This is a genomic window from Halarchaeum salinum (assembly GCF_039520965.1).
GTDB lineage: Archaea > Halobacteriota > Halobacteria > Halobacteriales > Halobacteriaceae > Halarchaeum > Halarchaeum salinum.
This window is the reverse complement of the sequence record NZ_BAAABL010000044.1, coordinates 65,856-85,972: the sequence shown is the minus strand read 5'-3', so window position 1 is coordinate 85,972 and position 20,117 is coordinate 65,856. Positions and strand designations below refer to the sequence as shown.

General features: G+C 66.6%; 14 protein-coding genes, 1 tRNA gene and 1 pseudogene. 7 read left to right on the top strand and 9 right to left on the bottom strand.

Annotation, left to right across the window (positions count from 1 at the left end):
* Positions 1 to 331 precede the first annotated feature (331 nt).
* A pseudogene (locus tag ABDZ36_RS08330) lies at positions 332 to 421 on the top strand (RNA-guided endonuclease TnpB family protein); the annotation flags it as partial.
* Here the strand turns inward: ABDZ36_RS08330 and ABDZ36_RS08325 are convergent.
* The 6 genes from ABDZ36_RS08325 to dph5 all read right to left on the bottom strand — a co-directional run bounded on the left by ABDZ36_RS08325 (position 418) and on the right by dph5 (position 7,311).
* A complete protein-coding gene (locus ABDZ36_RS08325) occupies positions 418 to 555 on the bottom strand; it encodes a hypothetical protein (RefSeq protein WP_211311979.1) in 138 nt (45 codons plus the stop codon). The pseudogene ABDZ36_RS08330 and the gene ABDZ36_RS08325 sit on opposite strands and share 4 nt — an antisense overlap.
* Entirely contained in the window at positions 556 to 1,890 is a 1,335-nt protein-coding gene (locus ABDZ36_RS08320; RefSeq protein ID WP_211311978.1) for an MFS transporter, read from the bottom strand. It abuts the gene before it with no gap.
* Between the two features lie 3 nt (positions 1,891 to 1,893).
* Positions 1,894 to 2,127: a hypothetical protein gene (locus ABDZ36_RS08315; protein WP_211311977.1), complete on the bottom strand. Its 234-nt coding sequence runs from the start codon at positions 2,125 to 2,127 to the stop codon at positions 1,894 to 1,896.
* Positions 2,120 to 3,892 (bottom strand): nitrite/sulfite reductase, encoded by a 1,773-nt coding sequence (locus ABDZ36_RS08310; RefSeq protein ID WP_211311976.1) that lies wholly within the window; start codon positions 3,890 to 3,892, stop codon positions 2,120 to 2,122. Before ABDZ36_RS08310 ends, ABDZ36_RS08315 begins: the two co-directional genes overlap by 8 nt.
* 269 nt (positions 3,893 to 4,161) lie before the next feature.
* Positions 4,162 to 6,237 carry an assimilatory nitrate reductase NasA gene (gene nasA / locus ABDZ36_RS08305; RefSeq protein WP_211312027.1) on the bottom strand — a complete coding sequence of 692 codons (2,076 nt, stop codon included), beginning with the start codon at positions 6,235 to 6,237 and terminating at the stop codon, positions 4,162 to 4,164.
* A gap of 264 nt (positions 6,238 to 6,501) precedes the next feature.
* A complete protein-coding gene (gene dph5 / locus ABDZ36_RS08300) occupies positions 6,502 to 7,311 on the bottom strand; it encodes a diphthine synthase (RefSeq protein ID WP_211311975.1) in 810 nt (269 codons plus the stop codon).
* 105 nt (positions 7,312 to 7,416) lie between these two features.
* Between dph5 and ABDZ36_RS08295 the strand changes: the two genes are divergently transcribed.
* The 5 genes from ABDZ36_RS08295 (at position 7,417) to ABDZ36_RS08275 (ending at position 14,043) form a co-directional block, all read left to right on the top strand.
* Positions 7,417 to 8,403, top strand: coding sequence for a class I SAM-dependent methyltransferase (locus ABDZ36_RS08295; RefSeq protein ID WP_211311974.1), 987 nt, complete (start codon positions 7,417 to 7,419; stop codon positions 8,401 to 8,403).
* Between the two features lie 127 nt (positions 8,404 to 8,530).
* Positions 8,531 to 8,603 (top strand) — tRNA-Thr (locus tag ABDZ36_RS08290).
* 171 nt (positions 8,604 to 8,774) lie between these two features.
* The gene (locus ABDZ36_RS08285; protein WP_211311973.1) at positions 8,775 to 10,361 is read left to right on the top strand and encodes an acetolactate synthase large subunit; all 1,587 of its coding nucleotides are present in this window, start codon (positions 8,775 to 8,777) and stop codon (positions 10,359 to 10,361) included.
* Positions 10,362 to 10,543: 182 nt separating this feature from the next.
* Positions 10,544 to 11,938: an NAD-dependent succinate-semialdehyde dehydrogenase gene (locus ABDZ36_RS08280; protein ID WP_211311972.1), complete on the top strand. Its 1,395-nt coding sequence runs from the start codon at positions 10,544 to 10,546 to the stop codon at positions 11,936 to 11,938.
* A gap of 854 nt (positions 11,939 to 12,792) precedes the next feature.
* Entirely contained in the window at positions 12,793 to 14,043 is a 1,251-nt protein-coding gene (locus tag ABDZ36_RS08275; RefSeq protein WP_211311971.1) for an orc1/cdc6 family replication initiation protein, read from the top strand.
* Positions 14,044 to 14,653: 610 nt separating this feature from the next.
* On the opposite strand, the gene ABDZ36_RS08270 is transcribed toward ABDZ36_RS08275, so the two are convergent.
* Genes ABDZ36_RS08270 through btuC form a run of 3 tightly spaced genes read right to left on the bottom strand, consistent with a single transcriptional unit; the run spans position 14,654 to position 17,938 of the window.
* Complete coding sequence (locus ABDZ36_RS08270) at positions 14,654 to 15,715, bottom strand: lamin tail domain-containing protein (RefSeq protein ID WP_343749272.1); 1,062 nt, start codon at positions 15,713 to 15,715, stop codon at positions 14,654 to 14,656.
* A gap of 42 nt (positions 15,716 to 15,757) precedes the next feature.
* Entirely contained in the window at positions 15,758 to 16,918 is a 1,161-nt protein-coding gene (locus ABDZ36_RS08265; RefSeq protein WP_211311970.1) for a heme ABC transporter ATP-binding protein, read from the bottom strand.
* Positions 16,919 to 17,938, bottom strand: a complete 1,020-nt coding sequence (gene btuC / locus ABDZ36_RS08260; RefSeq protein WP_211311969.1) for a vitamin B12 ABC transporter permease BtuC — start codon at positions 17,936 to 17,938, stop codon at positions 16,919 to 16,921. It lies immediately after the preceding gene.
* A 59-nt stretch (positions 17,939 to 17,997) separates the two neighbouring features.
* On the opposite strand from btuC, the gene ABDZ36_RS08255 reads away from it, so the two are divergent.
* Positions 17,998 to 20,094, top strand: a complete 2,097-nt coding sequence (locus ABDZ36_RS08255; RefSeq protein ID WP_211311968.1) for an ABC transporter substrate-binding protein — start codon at positions 17,998 to 18,000, stop codon at positions 20,092 to 20,094.
* Positions 20,095 to 20,117: the final 23 nt, after the last annotated feature.

The following is a 20,117-nucleotide window of genomic DNA, read 5'->3' as shown; positions in this document are numbered from 1 at the left end:
TCCTCGTGCGGGGGAAGCCCCGTCGTTTACGACGGGGAGGATGTCACTACCGTCTGCCGCGCCATCCTCTCCTCGATGCGCAAGTTCACCGTCGGGCGGATCTGGGACATCCCGATCCGTATCGACCTCTCGCTCGTCCTCTTCCTCCCGTTACTCGCCTGGTTCCTTGGAAGCGAGGCACAGATCGACACGTACGCCGGCGTCATCAACGCCGTTGTGCCGCACGCCTACGACACGGCGACGCTCCACACCGGCGCGAACCCATGGCTCATCGGCGTGCTCGCCGCCGTCGCCCTCTTCGCCGGCGTCGCGATCCACGAACTCGGCCACGCTTATCGAGGAGGCCGTCGAGAACGACTGTTCACACATCGTGTTTGAGGATTTGACCCACATTCGGGAGAGTATCCCCGGGGCGACTTACGCGATGTAGCCCGCTTGGCCCATGAACGCGAGCGAGAGCGAAAAGGCGGTGACGAGCACCGCGATCAGCATCTCGGCGTAGAGGACGCGGCGGCCCCAGCGATACCAGGGCTCTGAGTCGGCGTCGGTCGCCATTCAGTCGTCACCCCCAGGGGCGACGGTCTCGGTGTCGGGCCCGAGCCAGCGTTCGCGCGAACCGATCCCGTACTGTGCGAGCGAGCGATCCGAGCGCATCACCCACACGAAGAACAGCGTGAACGGGACGAACAGCGCGACTGCGACGAGCGCGTACCCGCTGTGAATGTTCGGTACCCATCCGAACGCGAGCGGGTAGACGATGCCGCCGGCGGTCGAGACGCCGCCGACGAAACCGGCGGCGACGCCCGGCCGATCCTCGAACATCACGGGGACGATAGCGAAGACGCCGCCCGTCCCAAAGCTCACGGCGATCCCGAAACCGGCGAGGATGACGACGGACAGCGGGAGCACGCCAAGGTAGCCGGCAACGCTAAGCGCGCAGAGGAGCGTGATGATGAGACAGAGCGCGGTGAACAGCCAATGGACCCGCGGGGCGTACCCCTGTTCGGTCGAGAGGAACGAGTAGGGCGTCCACCCCTTGCGCTGCCAGAGGTCGGACATGTATCCCGAGAACGGCCGCCAGAGCGAGGCGTTGAACGACTGGACGGCCGCGAACGTCCCCGCGGCGGTCTGGATAGCCGCGACACCGGTGAAGCCGAGGCCGGCGATCGCGTCACCGAACCCGGTCGCGTAGTAGGTCGGGAGCCACGAGTTCATCGCGATCTCGAGGCCGAACGACATCGCGTAGGCGAGCATCAACCCGATGGCGGCAAAGCGCGTCCAGACGTAGAGCGTGGACTTCAGGTTCGAGTTCGCGCGCGCGGTTTCGGCGGTGGCCCGGTCCTTCGCGGGCTTCCCACGCCACTTGTAGACGACGGCGATGACGAGCGCGACGACGCCCAAGTGGAGGAAGGCCTGATCGAAGTTCGTGCCGTAGAGTCGCGGGAGGACGAGCGCGCCGACGCCCGCGCCGGCGTTCCCGGTGCCCGCGTAGATGCCCTCCGCGGTGCCGATCTCGTGCTCGTCGAACCACTGCGAGACGTGCTGGATGCCGACGACGAAGCTGATGCCGGCGGACGCGACGATTAGCCGTTCGACGAAGAGGACGTCGTAGTTCATCGCGAACGCGGACGCGATGCTCATCAGCCCGGAGTAGGCGAGGATGAACGCGAAGATGTTGTGCGCGCCGAAGCGATCGGCCGCCCACCCCGCGACGACCCGGCCGGGTGGCGCGAGCCAGAGCGCGCTCGACGCGAGTAGCGCCAGCCCTCCGGTCGTGAGGGTGAACGCGCTCGAAATCGAGGTGCTGAACGCCGCCGTCGAGAACCACATGAGGAACGCCCAGAAGAACCCGACGGTGGCGATGAGCAGTTGCTCGGTCTTCTCCTGCACGCGTCAGTGCACCTCCGTATCGCCCGGGTCGGCGACGTAGAACTCGTCGTGATACTCGGCCGTGATCTCGCGATCGGCACGGGCCGTCAGATCGGCGCACGCGTCAGCGGCGGTGTCGGTCGCGCGATCGGTGCCACTCGTGGTCTCGGTCGCACGATCGGCACGCGTCGCGGCATCGTCGCGTCCGTCGGCGCTCGTCCCGGTCGCCCCCAGCCGAACACGCTCATCGTCAGTCATCGCTCTCCACCCCCAGCGGGGTGCCCTCGGCGTCCGTCGGTGCGGGCCCGTCGCCGTCGGCGAAGGGGTACCACGCCTGCTTGGCGTCGGTGAGACACGGATCGACGTAGTCGGTCTCCTCGGGTTCGGCGAGCTCTGCGATCGTCTCGTGGCCCGTCGCCGCGACCCACTCGCGAAACGTCTGCCCCTCGTTGCGCATCTCGGCGTACGTCTCGATGATGTTCGCGAGGAGCCCGGGCACCTCGTCGGCGGGGACGCGCTGGTGGACCCAGTCGATGAACGTCGGCTCCTGCCCGATACTGCCGCCGACGCCGACGTCCATCGCTTCCACCATCTCGCCGTCCTTCCGGGCACGCATCCCCTGGAGGCCGATGTCGGCGCTCATCGCCTGCCCGCAGTCCGCCGTGCAGCCCGAACAGTGGATCTTCAGTTGCGTCACGTCGTCGGGGACGTCGACGTTGCGCTGGAGCCACCCGAGCGTCTCCGCCATCCGGGTCTTCGTCTCCGCGAGCGCGATCGAACAGAACTCCGTGCCCGTACACGCCATCCCGCCGCGCGTGAAGACGCTGGGATTCGGCGAGTAGGTCTCCAAGAGCGGCTCCTCCAAGAAGTCGTCGACGCGCTCGTCGGGAACGTCCATCACGAGGGGATTCTGCCGGCGCGAGAGCCGCACTTCGCCGCTCCCGTACTCGTCCGCGAGATCGGCGAGCTTGAGGGCGTCCGCGGCGGGCATCCGACCGACTGGGACGGAGACGCCGACGTAGCTCAGCTCCTCGGTCTGGTCGTGGACGCCGACGTGGTCGTGGTCGCCCTCGTCGTCCGACTTCCCCGCGTTGTAGGTGTACTCGTCCCGGAAGTCCGTGCCCGCGTGCATGAGGTCGAAGTCGAGGCGCTCGTCGAGTGTCTCGCGGATCTTCTCCGTCCCCCAGTCGTCGACGAAGAAACGCGCGCGGTTCTTGTTCCGGTTCTGTCTGTTCCCCTCCTCGCAGTAGAGTTCGACGAACTCCCGGACGGTCTCGTAGGCGTGCTCGGGCGTGACGAAGAGGTCGAGCGAGCGCGCCTTCCGGGGTTCGCGCCCGCCGAGGCCGCCGCCGACGCGGACGTTGAACCCCCGGACGTGTTCGCCATCGACCGGCCGGTGGGCGGGCTCTAAGGCCACGTCGTTGATCGAGTCCTGCGCACAGCCCTGTTTGCAGCCCGTCACGGAGATGTTGAACTTCCGCGGGAGGTTCGCGAGGTCGTCGTCGCCGCGGATGCCGTCCTCGATCTCGTCGAGCAACCCGCGCGTCGGGACGTACTCGTCGGCGTCCTTCCCGGCGACGGCACACCCGGAGATGTTCCGCATCGTGTCGCCGCCCGCGGAGCGACTGGAGACGCCGACGGCCTCCAGCTTCTCCCAGATCGCGGGGATGTCCTCCAGCTTCAGCCAGTGGAGCTGGATGGATTGCCGCGTCGTGTAGTCGATCCACCCGTTGCCCCAGCGCGGGTTCTCCGCCGGCCCGCGGGCGTACTCGTCGGCGACCTCCGCGATCGCGCGCAGCTGCTCGGGTTCGAGGACGCCCCCACAGTTGTTCAGCCGCATCATGAAGTAGCTCTCCTGCCCGTCGCGCTGGTGGAACACGCCCCAGAACTTGAAGCGGGTGAACCACTCCTCGCGCTCGTCCTCGGGGATCGACTCCCACCCGGACTCGGCGAACTCCTCGAGTTTCTCCCGCACCGCATCACCGTACATCCCCGCCTTGACGTCTTCCTTCTTGTGTGCCATTGTGTGTATGTATGGATGACCACTTCTTGGATTCAGAAGTGGACGAGCTTGGTCTGCTTTCGATGATGTGTGTCTACTCGGTAAGTAAAAAGCTTGTGAGTGATGTTCATCTATTTCCTAAGCTAGACTAAGGACATCAATATACACGGGAATTGAGGTTCGTATTTTTGCTAAATTTCCCCTATCTACACCCAATCATGGTATTTTGTCGCCACTTCGGGAGTCGAAGAGCCAGGAGAGGAATAACGGAGACCGGACGCGTCGGTGCGTCAGTCCGAGACTTCGCTCGCCGCGCCCGCACCGCTCGTCTCGACCGCGTCCGCGCCGTCCGTCCGCGGAACGAGGCGCGTCGCACACTGCTTGTAGTTCGGTTCCGCGGAGCGCGGGTCGACCGCGGGGAGGGTGAGCCGGTTTGTCGCCGGGTGGTGGATGGAGAGCCAGACGACGCCCGCCGGGACCGCCGGGTCGGTCGCGACGACCGCCGCCGCCGATCCGCGTCGGGTCTCGACGCTCACCCGGTCGCCGTCCGACGCGTCCGCGGGGTTCGCCCGCACCGTCGGCACCGCCGTATCGCCGCCGCGAGAGCGAACACCCGTGTTGTAGCCGTCGCTCTCCCGGCCCGTGGTGAGCGTCAGCGGATACGCGTCGCTCGTCGGCTCGGGGAGGTCGTCGTCGGGCGCGCCCGTCGAGAACTGTGCGTTCTCGCTGACCGTCTCGAACGTCCACCCGTCACCATCGCGATAGCGGTAGGCGACCGACGTCTCCGCATCCGGAGCCGGCCAGCGCACCGCGCCCACGTCGTCGAGTCGCTCGTAGGAGAGCCCCGAACAGTCCGCGGGCGTTCCGGCGGTGAGCGCCGTCATCTCCTCGAAGACCGCCTCGGGTTCCGGGTGGCGATCGAACGTCCCCGAATGCACGCCGTTTGCGACCGTCGCGATGATGTCGAGGTCGGTCCGCACGCCCGCCGGGAGGTCGGTGACGGCGCGCACGCGCGAGACGGCGCGCTCCATGTTCGTCGTCGTCCCCTCACTCTCGCCCCACGTCGCTGCGGGCAGGACGACGTCCGCGTACTCAACCGTCTCCGTGTGGAAGGCGTCCTGTGCGACGAGGAAGACGTCGTCCAGCTTCGCCGCCGCGTCGTCGGCGTCCGGGAGCCCCGCTGCCGGGTTCGTCGCCACCGTCCAGAGCACCTCGATCGACTCGCCGACGTCCGCGAACATCCCGACGGGACCCGGCCCGGAGTCGTCCGGGAGACGCTCGACGTCCACACCCCACGCCTCGGCGACGCGAGCGCGGGCGGTCGGGTCGTCGTAGTCGCACATCCCGGGCCATCCGCCCTTCGACGAGCAGACCCGCGTCCCCATCGAGTTCGCCTGGCCGGTCAGCGAGAAGGGGCCCGTCCCCTCGCCAAGATTCCCGGTGGCGAGACAGAGGTCGATCAGCGCGCCCGCCGTCGCCGTCCCGCGCGTGCTCTGATTGACGCCCATACCCCAGTAGAGGAGCGTCTTCGCGTCGAGCGCGTCAGCGAGCGCCTCGACGTCGCTTCGCTCGACGCCCGCCGCCTCGCAGGCCGCCTCGACCTCCGGCAGGTCCTCGCACGCCGCCGCGAACCCCTCCGTGTGCGCGTCGACGAACGCCTCGTCGACACGCCCGGTCTCGACGACGTGCGCGAGTACCGCACGGGCGAGCGTCAGATCGGCCCCCGGATCGGGCTGGACGTGTACGTCCGCGGCCTCGGCGCTGTCCGTCTCAACGGGGTCGACGACGATCAGCTCGCCGTCGCGCGCGCTGTCCGTCACCCACCGGAAGAGCACGGGGTGCGCAACGGCTGGGTTCGCTCCCCAGACGACGTGGCTCTCCGCCGCCGGGATGTCCTCGTAACTACACGGCGGCGCGTCGCTCCCGAACGCGTCGTAGTAGGCGGCGACAGCCGATGACATGCAGAGCGTCGTGTTCGCGTCGTAGTGGCGCGTCCCGATCGCGCCGCGTGCAGCCTTCCCAAGAGCGTACGCCGCCTCGTTCGTCTGCTGGCCGCTCCCCAGCACACCGATCGAATCGGGGTCGCGCTCACATGCCGTCCGCATCGCCTCGGTCACTTTCCCGACTGCGACGTCCCACGTCGTCGGGACGAGTTCGCCGTCGCGCCGGACGAGCGGGCGCGTAAGGAACGTCCCATCCGGGTCCGCCGTCTCGCTGACGCCGCGCTGGCAGGCGAGCCCGCGGTTCGTCGGGTGATCCGCGTTCCCGCGGACAGAGTCGACGCCGTTGCCGAGGTCCGCGCCGCGCTGGAGGTGCCCGCACCCGACCGCACACCGCATACACGTCGTCGGCACCCACCCGGTCATCGCCGCCCCCCCGTCGCCCACCCGCCGGCAGTTTCGCCCCTCAGAACAGAAACGATCGTACTCTTATCCATCGTCCTTTGCATAGTGTTTCCCACATAAGAAGATACTCGTTCCCAAACGACCAATTATCACCTTCTCAGTGTTCGTATCGAATACTATGCGGTGAGATCATATCATAAGTCTGTCATAGAGACAGGCTGTCACCCGGCAAATATCTCAAACCAGCGCACGGGCCGGACCTGATCGATCCGTGTCGCGTCTCTTTCACTCCGGCGTCGCGAGATCATCGGGCGCGCCGGCGAGCCCGCAGAGCGCGTCCGCCTCGACGTGGTGGAGGTCACCGGGGACGATCAGCATGTGGAGCGGGTCGCCGAAGTCCGCATCCGCGAGCGCGGCGAGGCGATCGGCACGGACGACCGGGTCGGGACTACCCGCACGCGCGACGACGACGCCGAGCGCGTCGGGGTCCCACGACTCCGCGAGCAGGCCCGCCGCGTAGTCCGCGCTCATGTACTCCTCAAAGTCGGGGTCCGCGCCCTCGGGGCCGCGACCGACCTTGATGTCGAGATAGCAGAGCGTGTGCAACCCCCGGGTGCGGTTGTCCTCGATGGTGTCGATCACCGAGCCCGGGACCACGTCCGCGCCGTGCGCCCACTCGAAGGGGAGCGTTGTCGCCTTTCCGAAACGGTAGTTCTGGAGGCCGGTGAGCGACGAGGCGGCAGATTCGGCGGTCGGCGCGTGGATCACGCGCGTCTCGATGCCGCGCTCGTGTGCGCGCAGGCGGAGATCGACGTGCGTCGTCGAGATCATCGTGTCGCCAGCGGTGAGGAAGACAGCGTCGCCCGACGCGCCGGCATCGAGGATCGGCTCCGGGCGCTGTTCGACGCCCACGCGGTCTCGAACCTCGATCTCGACGTCGTGGGACGCCTCGATGTCGGCGACGTCCGCGCCGACGAGATGGCTCGTGTAGAACTCCGCGAAGACCGCATCGGCATCCGCGTCGGCGATCGCGTCCCGCCCCTCGACGGTGATGGAGGACTCGTCGTAGAGGCCGAGTCCGACGAACGTGAGCATACGTGCGAGTGGGGTCGCGGCGTGGATACGGGTTTCGTTGCGCGGGATCACTGGTACGGCCACGCGGAACGCCAGCCGTAAGGCTGGCGGGCGCGCAGATTGCGTATGCACGCGTCCTGCGTCCGCGTCCCGACCGAAGAGGGCGAAGCGACGCGCCGCCACCTCGCCGACACCGACCTCATCGTCGAGTCCCTCGACATCGTCGTCGAGGACGGCGCGCTCTACATCCCGGTCACAGACCCCGACGCCGTCCCGGAGGAGTACGAGGTCGTCGAGCGTGACGTCCCCGAACGCGAGACGCCCACGTCCCCCGCCGACGTCTTGGGCTTTGAGCCGTCGTACGAGCGCCTCGGCGACGTCGTCATCCTCGACGAGGACGACCCGGCACGCGCCGCGCGGATCGCCGACGCCATCGTCGAGTCGAACGTCCGCGCAGAGACGGTCGTCAACCGCGCCTCGAAAGTGAAAGGCGAGACGCGCGTCCGCGACTGGGACGTGCTCGTGGGTGACAACACGGAGACCGTCCATCGCGAGTACGGCTGCGAGTTCGCCCTCGACATCGCCGAGGTGTACTTCTCGCCGCGCCTCGCCACCGAGCGCCATCGCGTCGTCCAGCAGGTCGACGCGGGCGAGCACGGCTTCGACATGTTCGCGGGCGTCGGCCCGTACGCGATCCCGATGGCGAAAGCCGGCGCGGACGTCGTCGCAGCCGACATCAACGAGGCCGCAATCGACTACCTCCGCGAGAACGCCGAGCGCAACGACGTCGCCGAGCAGATCACCGCGCACTGCGGGGACGTTCGGGAACTCGTCGCCGACTACGAAGGGCGGGCTGATCGACTCGTGATGAACCTCCCCCACACCGCAAACGAGTTCCTCGACACCGCCGTCGCCCTCGCCGGCGAGGAGTGCGTGCTCCACTACTACGACATCCAACACGAGGACAATCGATACGCACCTGGCGAGGCCGCTATCCGCGCTGCCGCCGAATCCAACTACAACGTGACGGTTGAGACGCGCCACACCGTCCGATCGTACGCGCCACACGAGTACAACGTCTGTCTGGACGTCCGACTCACCCGCCGTGACTAGTCGCGGCGTCGCACGGGCGACCCCGACGGCGTGGTGCTGCGGCAATACTGAGCCTCGATTCGCAAGCCTTATTTCTTCCATCCGGCTACGGGAGAGTGAGTACGAGCGCCCGACGCGGGCGACGTGCGCCGGAGTAGCTCAGCTGGCAGAGCGATTCCTTCGTAAGGAATAGGCCGAGGGTTCAAATCCCTCCTCCGGCTTCTTCCGTTCGATCACGAACCGAGGACAGTAGCGCCGACTCATCTTCGTTGTGCCATCCGTGAATCAGTTGCAGGAGTGATGGGTGGTCATCCGGCGACCCGTTCTAGAATCTGTCCACAGCGTGCGAGGGAGCCACGCGTACTATGGGTCTCGGGTGAGTAGCACGTCGTATGCAAGCCGCCGAACTCCTCGTCGAGTGTCTGGAACGGGAGGGGGTTGAGCACGTTTTCGGACTGCCAGGTGAGGAGACCGAAGACCTCCTGTTCGCAATGCGGGACTCCACGGTCGAGTTCGTCCCGTGTCGCCACGAGCAGGGCGCGGCGTTCATGGCGAACGTCCACGGTCGACTCACCGGCGAGGCTGGCGTCTGCCTCTCGACGCTCGGACCCGGGGCGACGAACCTCATGACGGGCGTCGCGGACGCGAACCTCGATAAGGCACCGGTCGTCGCGCTGAGCGCACAGGGTGGCCTGGAGCGCCTGCATAAGGAGAGCCACCAGGCGCTCGACATCGTCGGGCTCTTCGAGCCGATCACGAAGTGGAACACCCGAATCTCCGACCCGGAGATCGTCCACGAGTCGGTGCGCAAGGCGTTCAAGCTCGCGGAGCACGAGAAACCGGGCGCGACGCACCTCGAGCTTCCGGAGGACATCGCCGCGGAGGAGACCGAGGCGACCCCGCTGCCGAACCGGGGGAATGTCCGGCGGCCCGACCCGGACGTCCAGTCCGTCGAACGCGTCCTCGAACTCCTCGACGAGTCGGAGCGCCCGCTCGTCATCGCGGGCAACGGGGCGGTTCGGACACGGGCGGCGCGCGAACTGCGGAACTTCGTGGACGAGACGGAAATCCCGGTCGTCTCGACGTACATGGGGAAGGGCGCGGTGAGCGATGCGGACGCACACTCGCTGATGACGCTCGACTCGGGCGACGATGCGGAGGCCTCCTCGGCCATCGCGTCCGCGGACCTCGTCGTCACGGTGGGGTACGATATCGCCGAACACGACCCCGCGGGGTGGAATCCGAGCGCGGAGACGACCATCGTGCACGTCGACTCGGAGCCCGCGGAGGTGTACGAACACTACAACCCGGACATTGAGGTCGTCGCCGACCCGGGCGCGACGCTACGCGCTCTCACGAGCGCCTGCCCGGACATCGACGCGAATTACGACGACGCGTGGTACGCCGACCTCCGCGCGGATATCGTCGAGGACGTCTCGGCGCGCGGGAGTGTCGACGACGACGTGACGGTTCGCGGGGCGCTCCCGTACCTCCGCGACGCCCTCGCGGACGACGACGTACTCGTCTCCGATGTCGGGAGCCATAAAATGGCGATCGCGCAGAACTACCCGACGTACGAGTCCAACACATGCATCATTTCGAACGGCCTCGCGTCGATGGGGATCGCGGTGCCGGGCGCGCTCGCGGCCGACCTCGCGGTCGATTCGAACGTCGTCGCGGTGACGGGTGACGGTGGCTTCCTGATGAACGCCGCGGAGCTGGAGACGGCGAACCGACTCGGCTGCGGGTTTACCGTCGTGCTCTTCGTGGACGACGACTACGGTCTCATCAGCGAGAAGCAGGAGGCCGATCGCGGCGAGCACTTCGGCACGGAGCTCGACAACCCCGAGTTCGGCGCGTTCTGCGAGAGCTTCGGCGCAGAGCATTATCGACCGGAGAGCTGGGACGAGATCGACGCGGCGTTCGCGGACGCGACGGCGAGCGGCGACCTGAGCGTCGTCGAGGTCCGACTGGACTAGGGCGAGGCGGGAGGACGAGGTGAGGAGACGGGACACCGAGATGGGAGACGGAACACCGAGATGGGAGACGGAACACCGAGATGAGGAGACGGGACACCGAGGTGAGGAGAGCGAAGTGAGACATCCGGCGCGCCCCCGGACCGACCCGTAGCTACAACTGTCGGGCGGCCGTTGTCTCGCGCATGGAACGCGTGAACCCGGCGACGGGCGAGGCGCTCGAATCGATGGAGTCGGACGGCGAGACGGGTATCGAGGACGCGCTCGCGACGTCCGAGGAGGCGTTCGAGTCGTGGCGTGACGTGCCGCTCGGCGAGCGGGAGGAGCTGCTCGCGAACGCGGCGGACGTACTCCGGGAGAACAGCGAGGAGTACGCAGAGGTGATGACGGAGGAGATGGGCAAGCCGATTGCGGCGGCGCGCTCCGAGGTCGAGAAGTGCGCGTGGGTCTGTGAGTATTACGCCGAACACGCGAGCGAACACCTCCAAGACGAGCGAATCGGGACCGAGCCAGGCGTGGACTCCTTCGTCTCCTACGAGCCGCTCGGCCCGATCCTCGCCGTGATGCCGTGGAACTTCCCGTTCTGGCAGGTGTTCCGCTTCGCCGCGCCGCACCTCACGTCGGGGAACGTCGGCCTCCTGAAACACGCCTCGAACGTCCCGGGCTGTGCCGAGGCCATCGAGGAGGTGTTCCACGAGGCCGGCTACCCCGACGGCGTCTTCCAGACGCTCCTCGTCGGCTCCGACGCCGTCGACGACATCATCGAGGACGATCGCCTGAAGGCTGTGACGCTCACCGGGAGTGAACCCGCGGGGCGTGCCGTTGCGGAGACCGCCGGCGCGCAGATCAAGAAGACCGTCCTCGAGCTCGGCGGGAGCGACCCGTTCGTCGTCCTCGACGACGCGGACGTCGAGGCGGCGGCCGCGACCGGTGCGCGCGCCCGCACCATCAACTCCGGGCAGTCCTGCATCGCGGCGAAGCGCTTCATCGTCGTCGAGGACGTCTACGACGAGTTCGTGGAGGCGTTCGTCGAGGAGATGAACGCTCTCACCGTCGGCGACCCGCGCGACGACGTCGACCTCGGCCCGCAGGCCCGCGAGGACCTGCTGGCCGACCTCCACGACCAGGTCGAGCGGAGTGTCGAGGCCGGCGCGACGGTCGAGCTCGGCGGCGAACCCCTCGATCGGGACGGCTTCTTCTATCCACCGACGGTGCTGACGGACGTCCCGCGAGACGCGGCGGTCGCGACGGAGGAGGTCTTCGGGCCGGTCGCGCCGATCTTCGAGGTCGCGGGCGAGGCTGAGGCGATCGCGCTCACGAATGACACCGACCTCGGGTTGGGTGGATCCGTCTGGACCGAGGGCCGCGAGCGCGGGAAACGCGTGGCTCGGGAGATCGAGAGCGGCGCGGTGTTCGTGAACGAACTCACGAAATCCGACCCGCGTCTACCGTTCGGCGGGATCGGTGACTCCGGCTACGGACGCGAGCTCGGCGAGATGGGGATCCACGAATTCGTGAACCGCAAGACTGTCTGGGTGCAGGACGCCGAGATGCCGGAGGACGAACCCGCTGGGGAGTAACGAGATCCGGGGGATCTCGGGGAAACGTGAGCGGCACAAGCCGCGGGTAGCGCGGTTCCGAGCGGTAGCGAGGAACCGCAGTAAGGCGAGCGCGAGCGAAGCGACGTCCTCGCGGCACACCCGCTCATCGTCGTTCGCTCGCGTGCCCACGGGCTCGGCATCGAAGACGGCAGTGAACGTCGGGACGCCGTTCCCGGTGGCCGAGAACGTCGCAATCACGAAGGTCGTCATACGCGAGGTCAGCGTCGCGGGCGGCATCAAGTGTGGGGCGATGTGCATACCCGAGATGTACGGTTCACGACGGTTGACCGTTACTAGGAGCGTTTTGGAGTGGTGGGGACCGCTCAGTCTCCGTTGGAGCAACTACGGATGACTCCGGGGGTCTCGGCGGCGGGGACATTCCCCCATTCTGTGCCTGCACCCCCACACACCACTGCTGCAAGTGTTTCGACGATCGGAACGGGGGGTGGGGGGATCGGGAGTGAGAGATGAGGGAATTAGGTGTGGAGATAATTAAGAGTGGAACGAGCACTGTGACCAGGCGGGGCGGATCAGCGACCCACCCCCACACACCACTGCTGCAAGTGTTTCACCGATCAACGGGGGTGTGGGAAAGAATGGGTCGGGATGAGTCGAGGTGAGTCCGCGTCCGTGGAGCTAGTCCAGCGAAGAGGGAGAATAATCCGGTCGATATGAAAGAACCCGACCGGTATGGAGACCACGACCGGCATGGGGAATCCGGCCGACACCGGCGACGAACTCCGCTGTACGCCCGGCAAAACGGACGAAACAAACGCAACACCTGCAACAGTTGCATCGGTGGGTTTTAGCCCACCGGGTGATTCCGTCGGGGTATGACGGTGTTCGAGCGGACCCACGCCATCTTCGACGACGAAGACGTGCTCCGCGATGACTACCAACCGGAGCGGATCGAGGAGCGCGACGAGGAGTTAGAGGAGTACAAAGCGTACTTCCAGCCGGTGATCAACGGCAAACAGCCGCGGAACATCTTTCTCTACGGGAAGACCGGCGTCGGGAAGACGGTCGCCACGAAATACCTCCTCTCGCACCTCGAACGCGACGCCGAGCGCTACGACGACCTCGACGTCACGACGGTCTATCTCAACTGCGAACACCTCACCTCCTCCTACCGCGTCGCCGTCAACCTCGTGAACGAACTCCGCGACGACGGCGAGCAGATCTCGACGACCGGATATCCCCGTGACGCCGTCTACGATATGCTCTGGGAGGAGTTGGAGACGGTCGGCGGGACGATCCTCGTCGTCCTCGACGAGATCGACTACATCGGCGACGACGACAGCCTCCTCTACCAGATCCCGCGGGCGCGCTCGAACGAGAACCTTCACGACGCAAAAGTCGGCATCATCGGCATCTCGAACGACTTCAAGTTCCGCGAGCAACTCGATCCGCGAGTCGAGGATACCCTCTGCGAGCGCGAGATCCATTTCCCGCCGTACGACGGGAACGAACTCCGGAATATCCTCGAAAAACGCTCGTCGCTCGCGTTCGAGGACGGTGTGCTCTCCGAGGACGTCGTCCCGCTCTGTTCGGCACTCGCCGCCCAGGATCGGGGAAGCGCCCGACAGGCTCTCGATCTCCTCTTCGAGGCTGGCGACCTCGCGCGGCGGAACGGCGACGAGCGCGTCATCGAACACCATGTCCGCAACGCCCGCGCACGCTTGGAGAAGCGACAGATCGAGGAGTCGATGAAGGACCTGACGAGTCACGACCACCTCACGCTCTACACGATCACCGCGCTGACGGTCTTCGGCGAGGAGATGCCAGTTCGTCGACAGACGATCTACGACCGCTACGAGGACGTCGCGACGAGTACCGATCACGATCCGCTCGCGATGCGGAGTCTCCATGCACACCTCTCCGATCTCGTGATGCTCGGCATCCTCGAACGCCACGAGCGCAACGAGGGACGGAGCGGCGGCGCGTACTACGAGTACGAACTCGGCGTCGACCTCGACGCCGTCGTCACCACGCTCGACGGCCTCGCCATCACCGGCAGCCTCAACACCGACCGTCTCCGGGCCGCCGCAGAACGCCAAGGGCTCATCGACTCGTCCTCGCAGTAACGATTCCGCTCCGACCGATCGAAACGTCCCGAAACGCCGGAAAAGACCAGAAACAGCCGTTTCGAGCATCCTTCGTCGTTCTCTCTTTCAGAAGCACGACGGAAGCTAATTCGATATGAATAGCTTTTACGGTAGAGGGAATTATAACTAACACACGTATCGCTAACAGTGTGTATAGCTATCTCTACTACTAGTTCTAGCTAGTAACTAGCTAGAAGAAGAAGAATCGGGACGAACGGACTCGTGGTAGCCAATCGGCGTCTTCACTCTTCATACGCACTCTTGACGGTGTTACAGTCACCTCGTGTTCGTCGCCATCCTACGGAAGCAACCCACTCAGAAATCAGCGAAACACTTGCAGCAGTGGTGTGTGGGGGTGGGGGTTGATCTGTTCCGCTCGGTTCCATCGTTCGGTCACCACCCCACACCGATCCACGAAACACTTGCAGCGGTGGTGTCCCCCCGTCTACCGCGACGGGCCCCACGTCTATCGATCACGACAGCAGAGGCTCCACACCCATCCCACACCTACCCCCATCCCACCTCCTTCACCGAGAACACTTGCAGCGGTGGGGTGTGTGTCCCACCTCCCCCATCCATACCCATCGCGTCACGCGTAGGTCTGACGGGCGAGCGTCGTGCCGTTCGCGGCGCGAACGGTTACGGTGTCACCGCCGTTGTTCCACAGTGCGCTCCCCGCGTTCCAGTAGTAGTGGCCGTTCCCGTCAGTCCCTGTGCCGGTGTGGAGCGTGAGCGACGCGCCGGGGGCGAGCGTCGCCCCAGCGGGGAACGTGTACGTGTGCCCCACGGCGTCGCTCACCTGTACGCCGCCGAAATCGAGTCGGTCGCGGCCCGTGTTTCGCAGAACGACGTACTCGTCGTTCAGGTTCTCGTTGTCGGGGCCCGCGGCGTCGGCGTGGGCGTCGACGTCGATTGATCCCCGCGCGTTCGCCGCACCACCGCTGCCCTCGGTCGTCCCATCGCCATCGTTGCTTGTCGAACCCCTACCGTCAACCCCGAGCGCCGCACACGTCCAGAGGCCCGTGCGGTTCTGGTACGCGGCCGCCTCGAAGCGATGGAAGGCGGTATTCCGCGAGAAGTCGCTCGCGTCGTAGACGCGCGCGAGACCGTGCTCGACGAGCGCCGCATTGTGGTTCGTCCCGTTGACGTAGACGTACGCGAGCAGTCGACCGTAGTACCCTCGCCGATCGGTGTTCGGGTCGAACGCGAGCGTGACGTCCGCGCCCGCGAGGCGTGCCGCCGTGTAGTCGCTCGCGTTGTGCCCCCATCCGCGGAGGCAGTCACGTCCGGCGCTCGTGGTGGGGACGCCGCGGAACTCCCCCGGCGTGTTCGCGACCCACACTTCTGGGGTGTCGACGCCGACCAATCTGATCGTCTCCTCGGTCCCGTTCGCAAGCCTGACATCGACGGTGTCGCCGTCCGCGATGTCGACGACGGTGGCATTCAGCGTCGTCGCGAACGCGGATGCGCCACCCGCGTCGGTCATCGTATCCCCGGTGGCGTTCACACTCGCGTTCGTCACTCCGCCCGCACCGCCAGTGAGTGCCGTCGTCGTATCCGTCTCGTCCGTTCCGCCCATCCCGCCCGTGGCGCACCCGGCAAGCACGCAGAGGACGCAGAGGAGGAGTATGATTCCGGTGTGGCGTCTCACGCCTGTCGTTTCGGGCTTCGACCCTTAACAACCCTAGCCCGGTCAGTCCGGCGACGTCACCGTCGCCCCGCCAAGCGCGTCGGTGACGGCTGCTCGGATCGCCGCGGACTCGACTTCCTCGACGACGACGGTCTCATCGGCGGTGGCTGCGAGGCGCTCGTTCACACCGGCGTCGCGCGCATCGGTGGGGACGATCACGACGTCCGCGTCGCGGCAGTACCCCGCAGCCTGCTCTCGTGCGTCGTCGTCCACGGGGCCGAAGGGCGGCGTCGTCACCGCGTGGCAGTCGAGTCGGCGCGCGGCCTCGTGATCCATGCTTCCCGCGACGACCGGGCCGACGGTGACATGGTAGCCGGCCTCGGCGAGCGGTTCAAGCAGGCCGACGGCGGCGTCGCCGGCACCCAGGACGTGCGTGTGCGCGTCGGCGTCGTCGGCGTGCGTGAGCGGCGTAACGGCGGGCGTACCAGTTACGGGGTCGGTTCCGATGGCGGCTGTCGCGTCGAAGGCGTCGCGGAGCGTAGCGCGCGTCACCACTTCGCCGGGCGGGCCAGCGGCGTGGACGCGTCCGTCCGAGATCACGACAAGGCGATCACAGTAGCGCGCGGCGAGTGCGAGATCGTGGATCGCGGCGACGGCGCGTCGGCCCTCGTTGATGAGCCCACGTACCAGATCGAGCGTGCGGATCTGGTGGTTGACGTCGAGGCCGGCGGTCGGTTCGTCGAGCAGCGTTACGGGTGTATCCTGCGCGAGCGCGCGAGCGAGGAGGACGCGCCGGCGCTCGCCACCGCTGATCGCGGTGACCGGCCGGTCCGCGAGATTGGTGAGCTCGCACCGCTCAAGCGCTGCCTCAACGTGCGTCGCGCCGTCCGCGTCGTCGGCGGGACGGACCCGCGAGCGGTAGGGATGTCGCCCCATCGCGACGACGTCGCGGACGGCGAAGTCGAAGGAGAACGAACTCGACTGAGGGACGACGGCGACGCGGCGGCTCGCGGCCTTCGAGGCGAGCGCGTGGATATCGTCGCCGTCGATACGAACCGTCCCCGCGTCGGGTGTGAGGTAGCCCGCGAGCGTCCGCAGGAGGGTAGTCTTGCCCGCGCCGTTCGGGCCGACGAGGCCGACGAGCTCGCCCGACTCGACGGTGAGCGAGACGCCATCAAGGATGTCGGTGCCGCCGAGGGAAACGGAGAGGTCGTTCGCGTCCATTTAGAGTTCGTGCACCTCGCGTTTGCGGAGGAGGTAGAGGAAGAAGGGCGCGCCGACGAACGCGGTAGCGACGCCGACCGGGAGGCTGGTAGCTCCGAGACGCGTGGCCGTGTCGACGGCGACGAGGAAGACGCCGCCGGCGAGCGCGCTCGTCGGGAGGAGGATGCGGTGGTCGGGACCGACGAGGAGGCGCATGACGTGCGGGACGACGAGGCCGACGAAGCCGATGATCCCGACGAACGCGACGCACGCCGCGGTGACGAGCGCCGAGACGGCAAGGAGGACACGCTTGGTGCGCTCGACTTCGATTCCGAGCGCGTGGGCGTCCTCCTCGGAGAGCAGGAGGACGTTCAGATCGCGCGCGTACGCGAGCAGAATCACAATCCCGACGAGGACGACAGGGAGCGCGATCGCGACCTCGTTCCACATCGTGTTTCGGAGACTCCCCATCAGCCAGATGATCGCTTCGCGGAGGCTGTGGTCGTCGGTACGGACGAGGAGGAAGCTGACGACCGCGCCGAGGAACGTCTGGACGGCGACGCCGGCGAGGAGGAGGGTTGCGACCGGCGTCCGACCGTTTTCAGTGGCGATGGCGTAGACGCCGAAGGCGGCGATCAACGCCCCGCAGAACGCGGCGAACGGGAGGCCGAGTGGGAGCGCGACGCCGGCGGCGATGACGATCACCGCGCCCGCGGCCGCGCCGGAGGAGACGCCGATGATCGCGGGGTCGGCCATCGGGTTGCGAAAGAACCCCTGCATCACGGTCCCCGCGCTGGCGAGGCCGGCACCGACGACGGCCCCGAGGGCGACGCGCGGCATGCGGAGGGTCGTGACGACGAAGGGATACGGGTAGGGGACGCTGACGCCGGTCGAAACGCCGAGTGCGTTCAGAACGCTTGCGACGACGAGCCGCGGCGGGATGTCGATGGTTCCCATCGCGGCCCCAACGACGCAGACGACGACGAGCAGGACGGCGAGCGTGCTCGTCCACGCCGCGACGCGGAGCCGACCCGTGGGCATCGGGCACAAGTCCGGTTGCAGTAGGTAAATACTTATTGAACAGGCGGTGACGGGGAGACGTGAAACGACAGCTGTGCCTCGTCGCACTCGTCCTCGTCGCCACGCTCGCCGGGCCGACCGGCGGCGCGCTCGCGACGACAACGGACGACACGCCGTCGGCGATCGACGTGCCGACGGCCGCGACGAACAATACGACGGACGATACGAATACGACTGATACGAACACGACCGATACTAACACGACCGACACCAATACGACCGATACTAACACGACCGACACCAACACGACCGACACCAATACGACCGATACTAACACGACCGACACCAATACGACCGATACTAACACGACCGATACCAACACGACCGACACCAACACCACGTACTCGACCGTCCCCTCAACGTGCACGTACCCGTTTACCTCGACGGACGCAACGGGGACGAGCGTTACCGTTGAGGGCGCACCCGAGCGAATCGTCGTCGTCGGTGGGAGCGCCACGCAGACGCTCTGGGAGATTGGGGCGCAGGAGCGCGTCGTCGGCCTCTGGGACTCCTCGTACACTGCGTATCTCGACAACGCGAGCGCGAAACCAAACGTCGCGAACTCGTTCGGGTACGCCGAAGTTCCGGCCGTCCTTAATCAGTCGCCCGATATGGTGTTGCTCGCCAATATCCAGCATAACAAGACTGCACAGCGACTCCGACAGGCCGGCATCACCACCTACAAGTTCGAGGCTGCATCGAGCATTGAGGACATCTACGCGAAAACGCGGCTGACTGGCCACCTCGTCGGGAACTGCACGGGTGCGGAGAACACGGTGAGCTGGATGCAGGATCGGCTCAACACAGTTGAGGAGGTCCGTGAGCGCGCCGACAGCACGCCGACGATGTTCTACCCGATGGCGGGAAGTTACACCGCCGGGTCGGGGACGTTCGTCTCGGACGTGATGCGCCTCGGTGGCGCACATAACGTCGCGCTCGACGCGGGTATCACGGGCTACAAACCGTATAGCGAGGGGTTCATACTCAAGCAGTCGCCGGAATGGCTCCTCGCCACGTACTCGCTGCCGGAGCACGGTGAGGCACAGAACCTCCTCCCGAAGACCCAGGAGATCAACCAGACCGAAGCCTACCGCGAGGACCGCGTCGTCGCGGTGAATGCGAACTACGTGAGTCAGCCCGCACCGCGCGTCGTCTACGCCATCGAGGAGATCGCACAGATCGTTCACCCGGATGCGTGGGCGGCCGTCCATGGGCGTTCAGACCCAATCGACGATGATGACGATAACGACGTCGACTGGGCGGACCTCCAAGACGACGGTTCGAGTGACGCAGCGACGAACGAAACGGCGATGACCAACGAGACCGCGGCGAACGCGAGTGCGGGCTCGGCCGTGACGCTCGTGCGCGAGAACGGGAGCGTCACCGCGACCGTTCGTAACGCCACGGGGACCGTCTCCTTCGACCTCACGAAGGTCACGGGTGCGAACGCGAGCGCGAACGTGAGTGCGAACCTGACAGCAGCGAACGCGAGCCTGAATGCGACGGCGGCGAACGCCAGCACGAACGCGACGACGCTTACAGGTGCGAACGTCTCGCTACGTGCGGGCACGAACGCGAGCGAGCTGACGTTCACCGCGAGCGATCCGACTACGGCGGTGCCCACCGGTGCGGCCGCACTCGATGAGGCGACTCCGATGCGGTACTTCAGCGCGAACGTCTCCGGCGTCGATGCGGACGCCATCGCCACTGCGACGCTCCGGTTCCACATCGCACCCGCTGACCTCCCGAACGGCACCGAGCCGGCGGACGTCGCCCTCTATCGCTACCACAACGCCTCGTGGAACTCGCTCCCGACCGAGCACCTGAACGGGAGCGCGTACGCCGCGACGACGCCCGGTTTCTCCGCGTTCGCGATCGGCGCGTCGAACGAAACGGCCGCGCAGAACGCGACCTCGACGACCGGCGCTGAAAACACGACAGGTACGTCGACGGTGTCGCTGAACGTCACGTCGACGACCGCAACGAACGCGACTACGACGGCGAACACGACGACAACGACCGCGACGAGCACATCGTCGGGCTCCTCGCCCGGCTTCGGGCCCACGGTCGCTGTGCTGGCGCTCTCACTCGTCGCGTTCCTGCTGCGGCGGCGCTGAGGGCCCCCGCGCCTCCGACACGC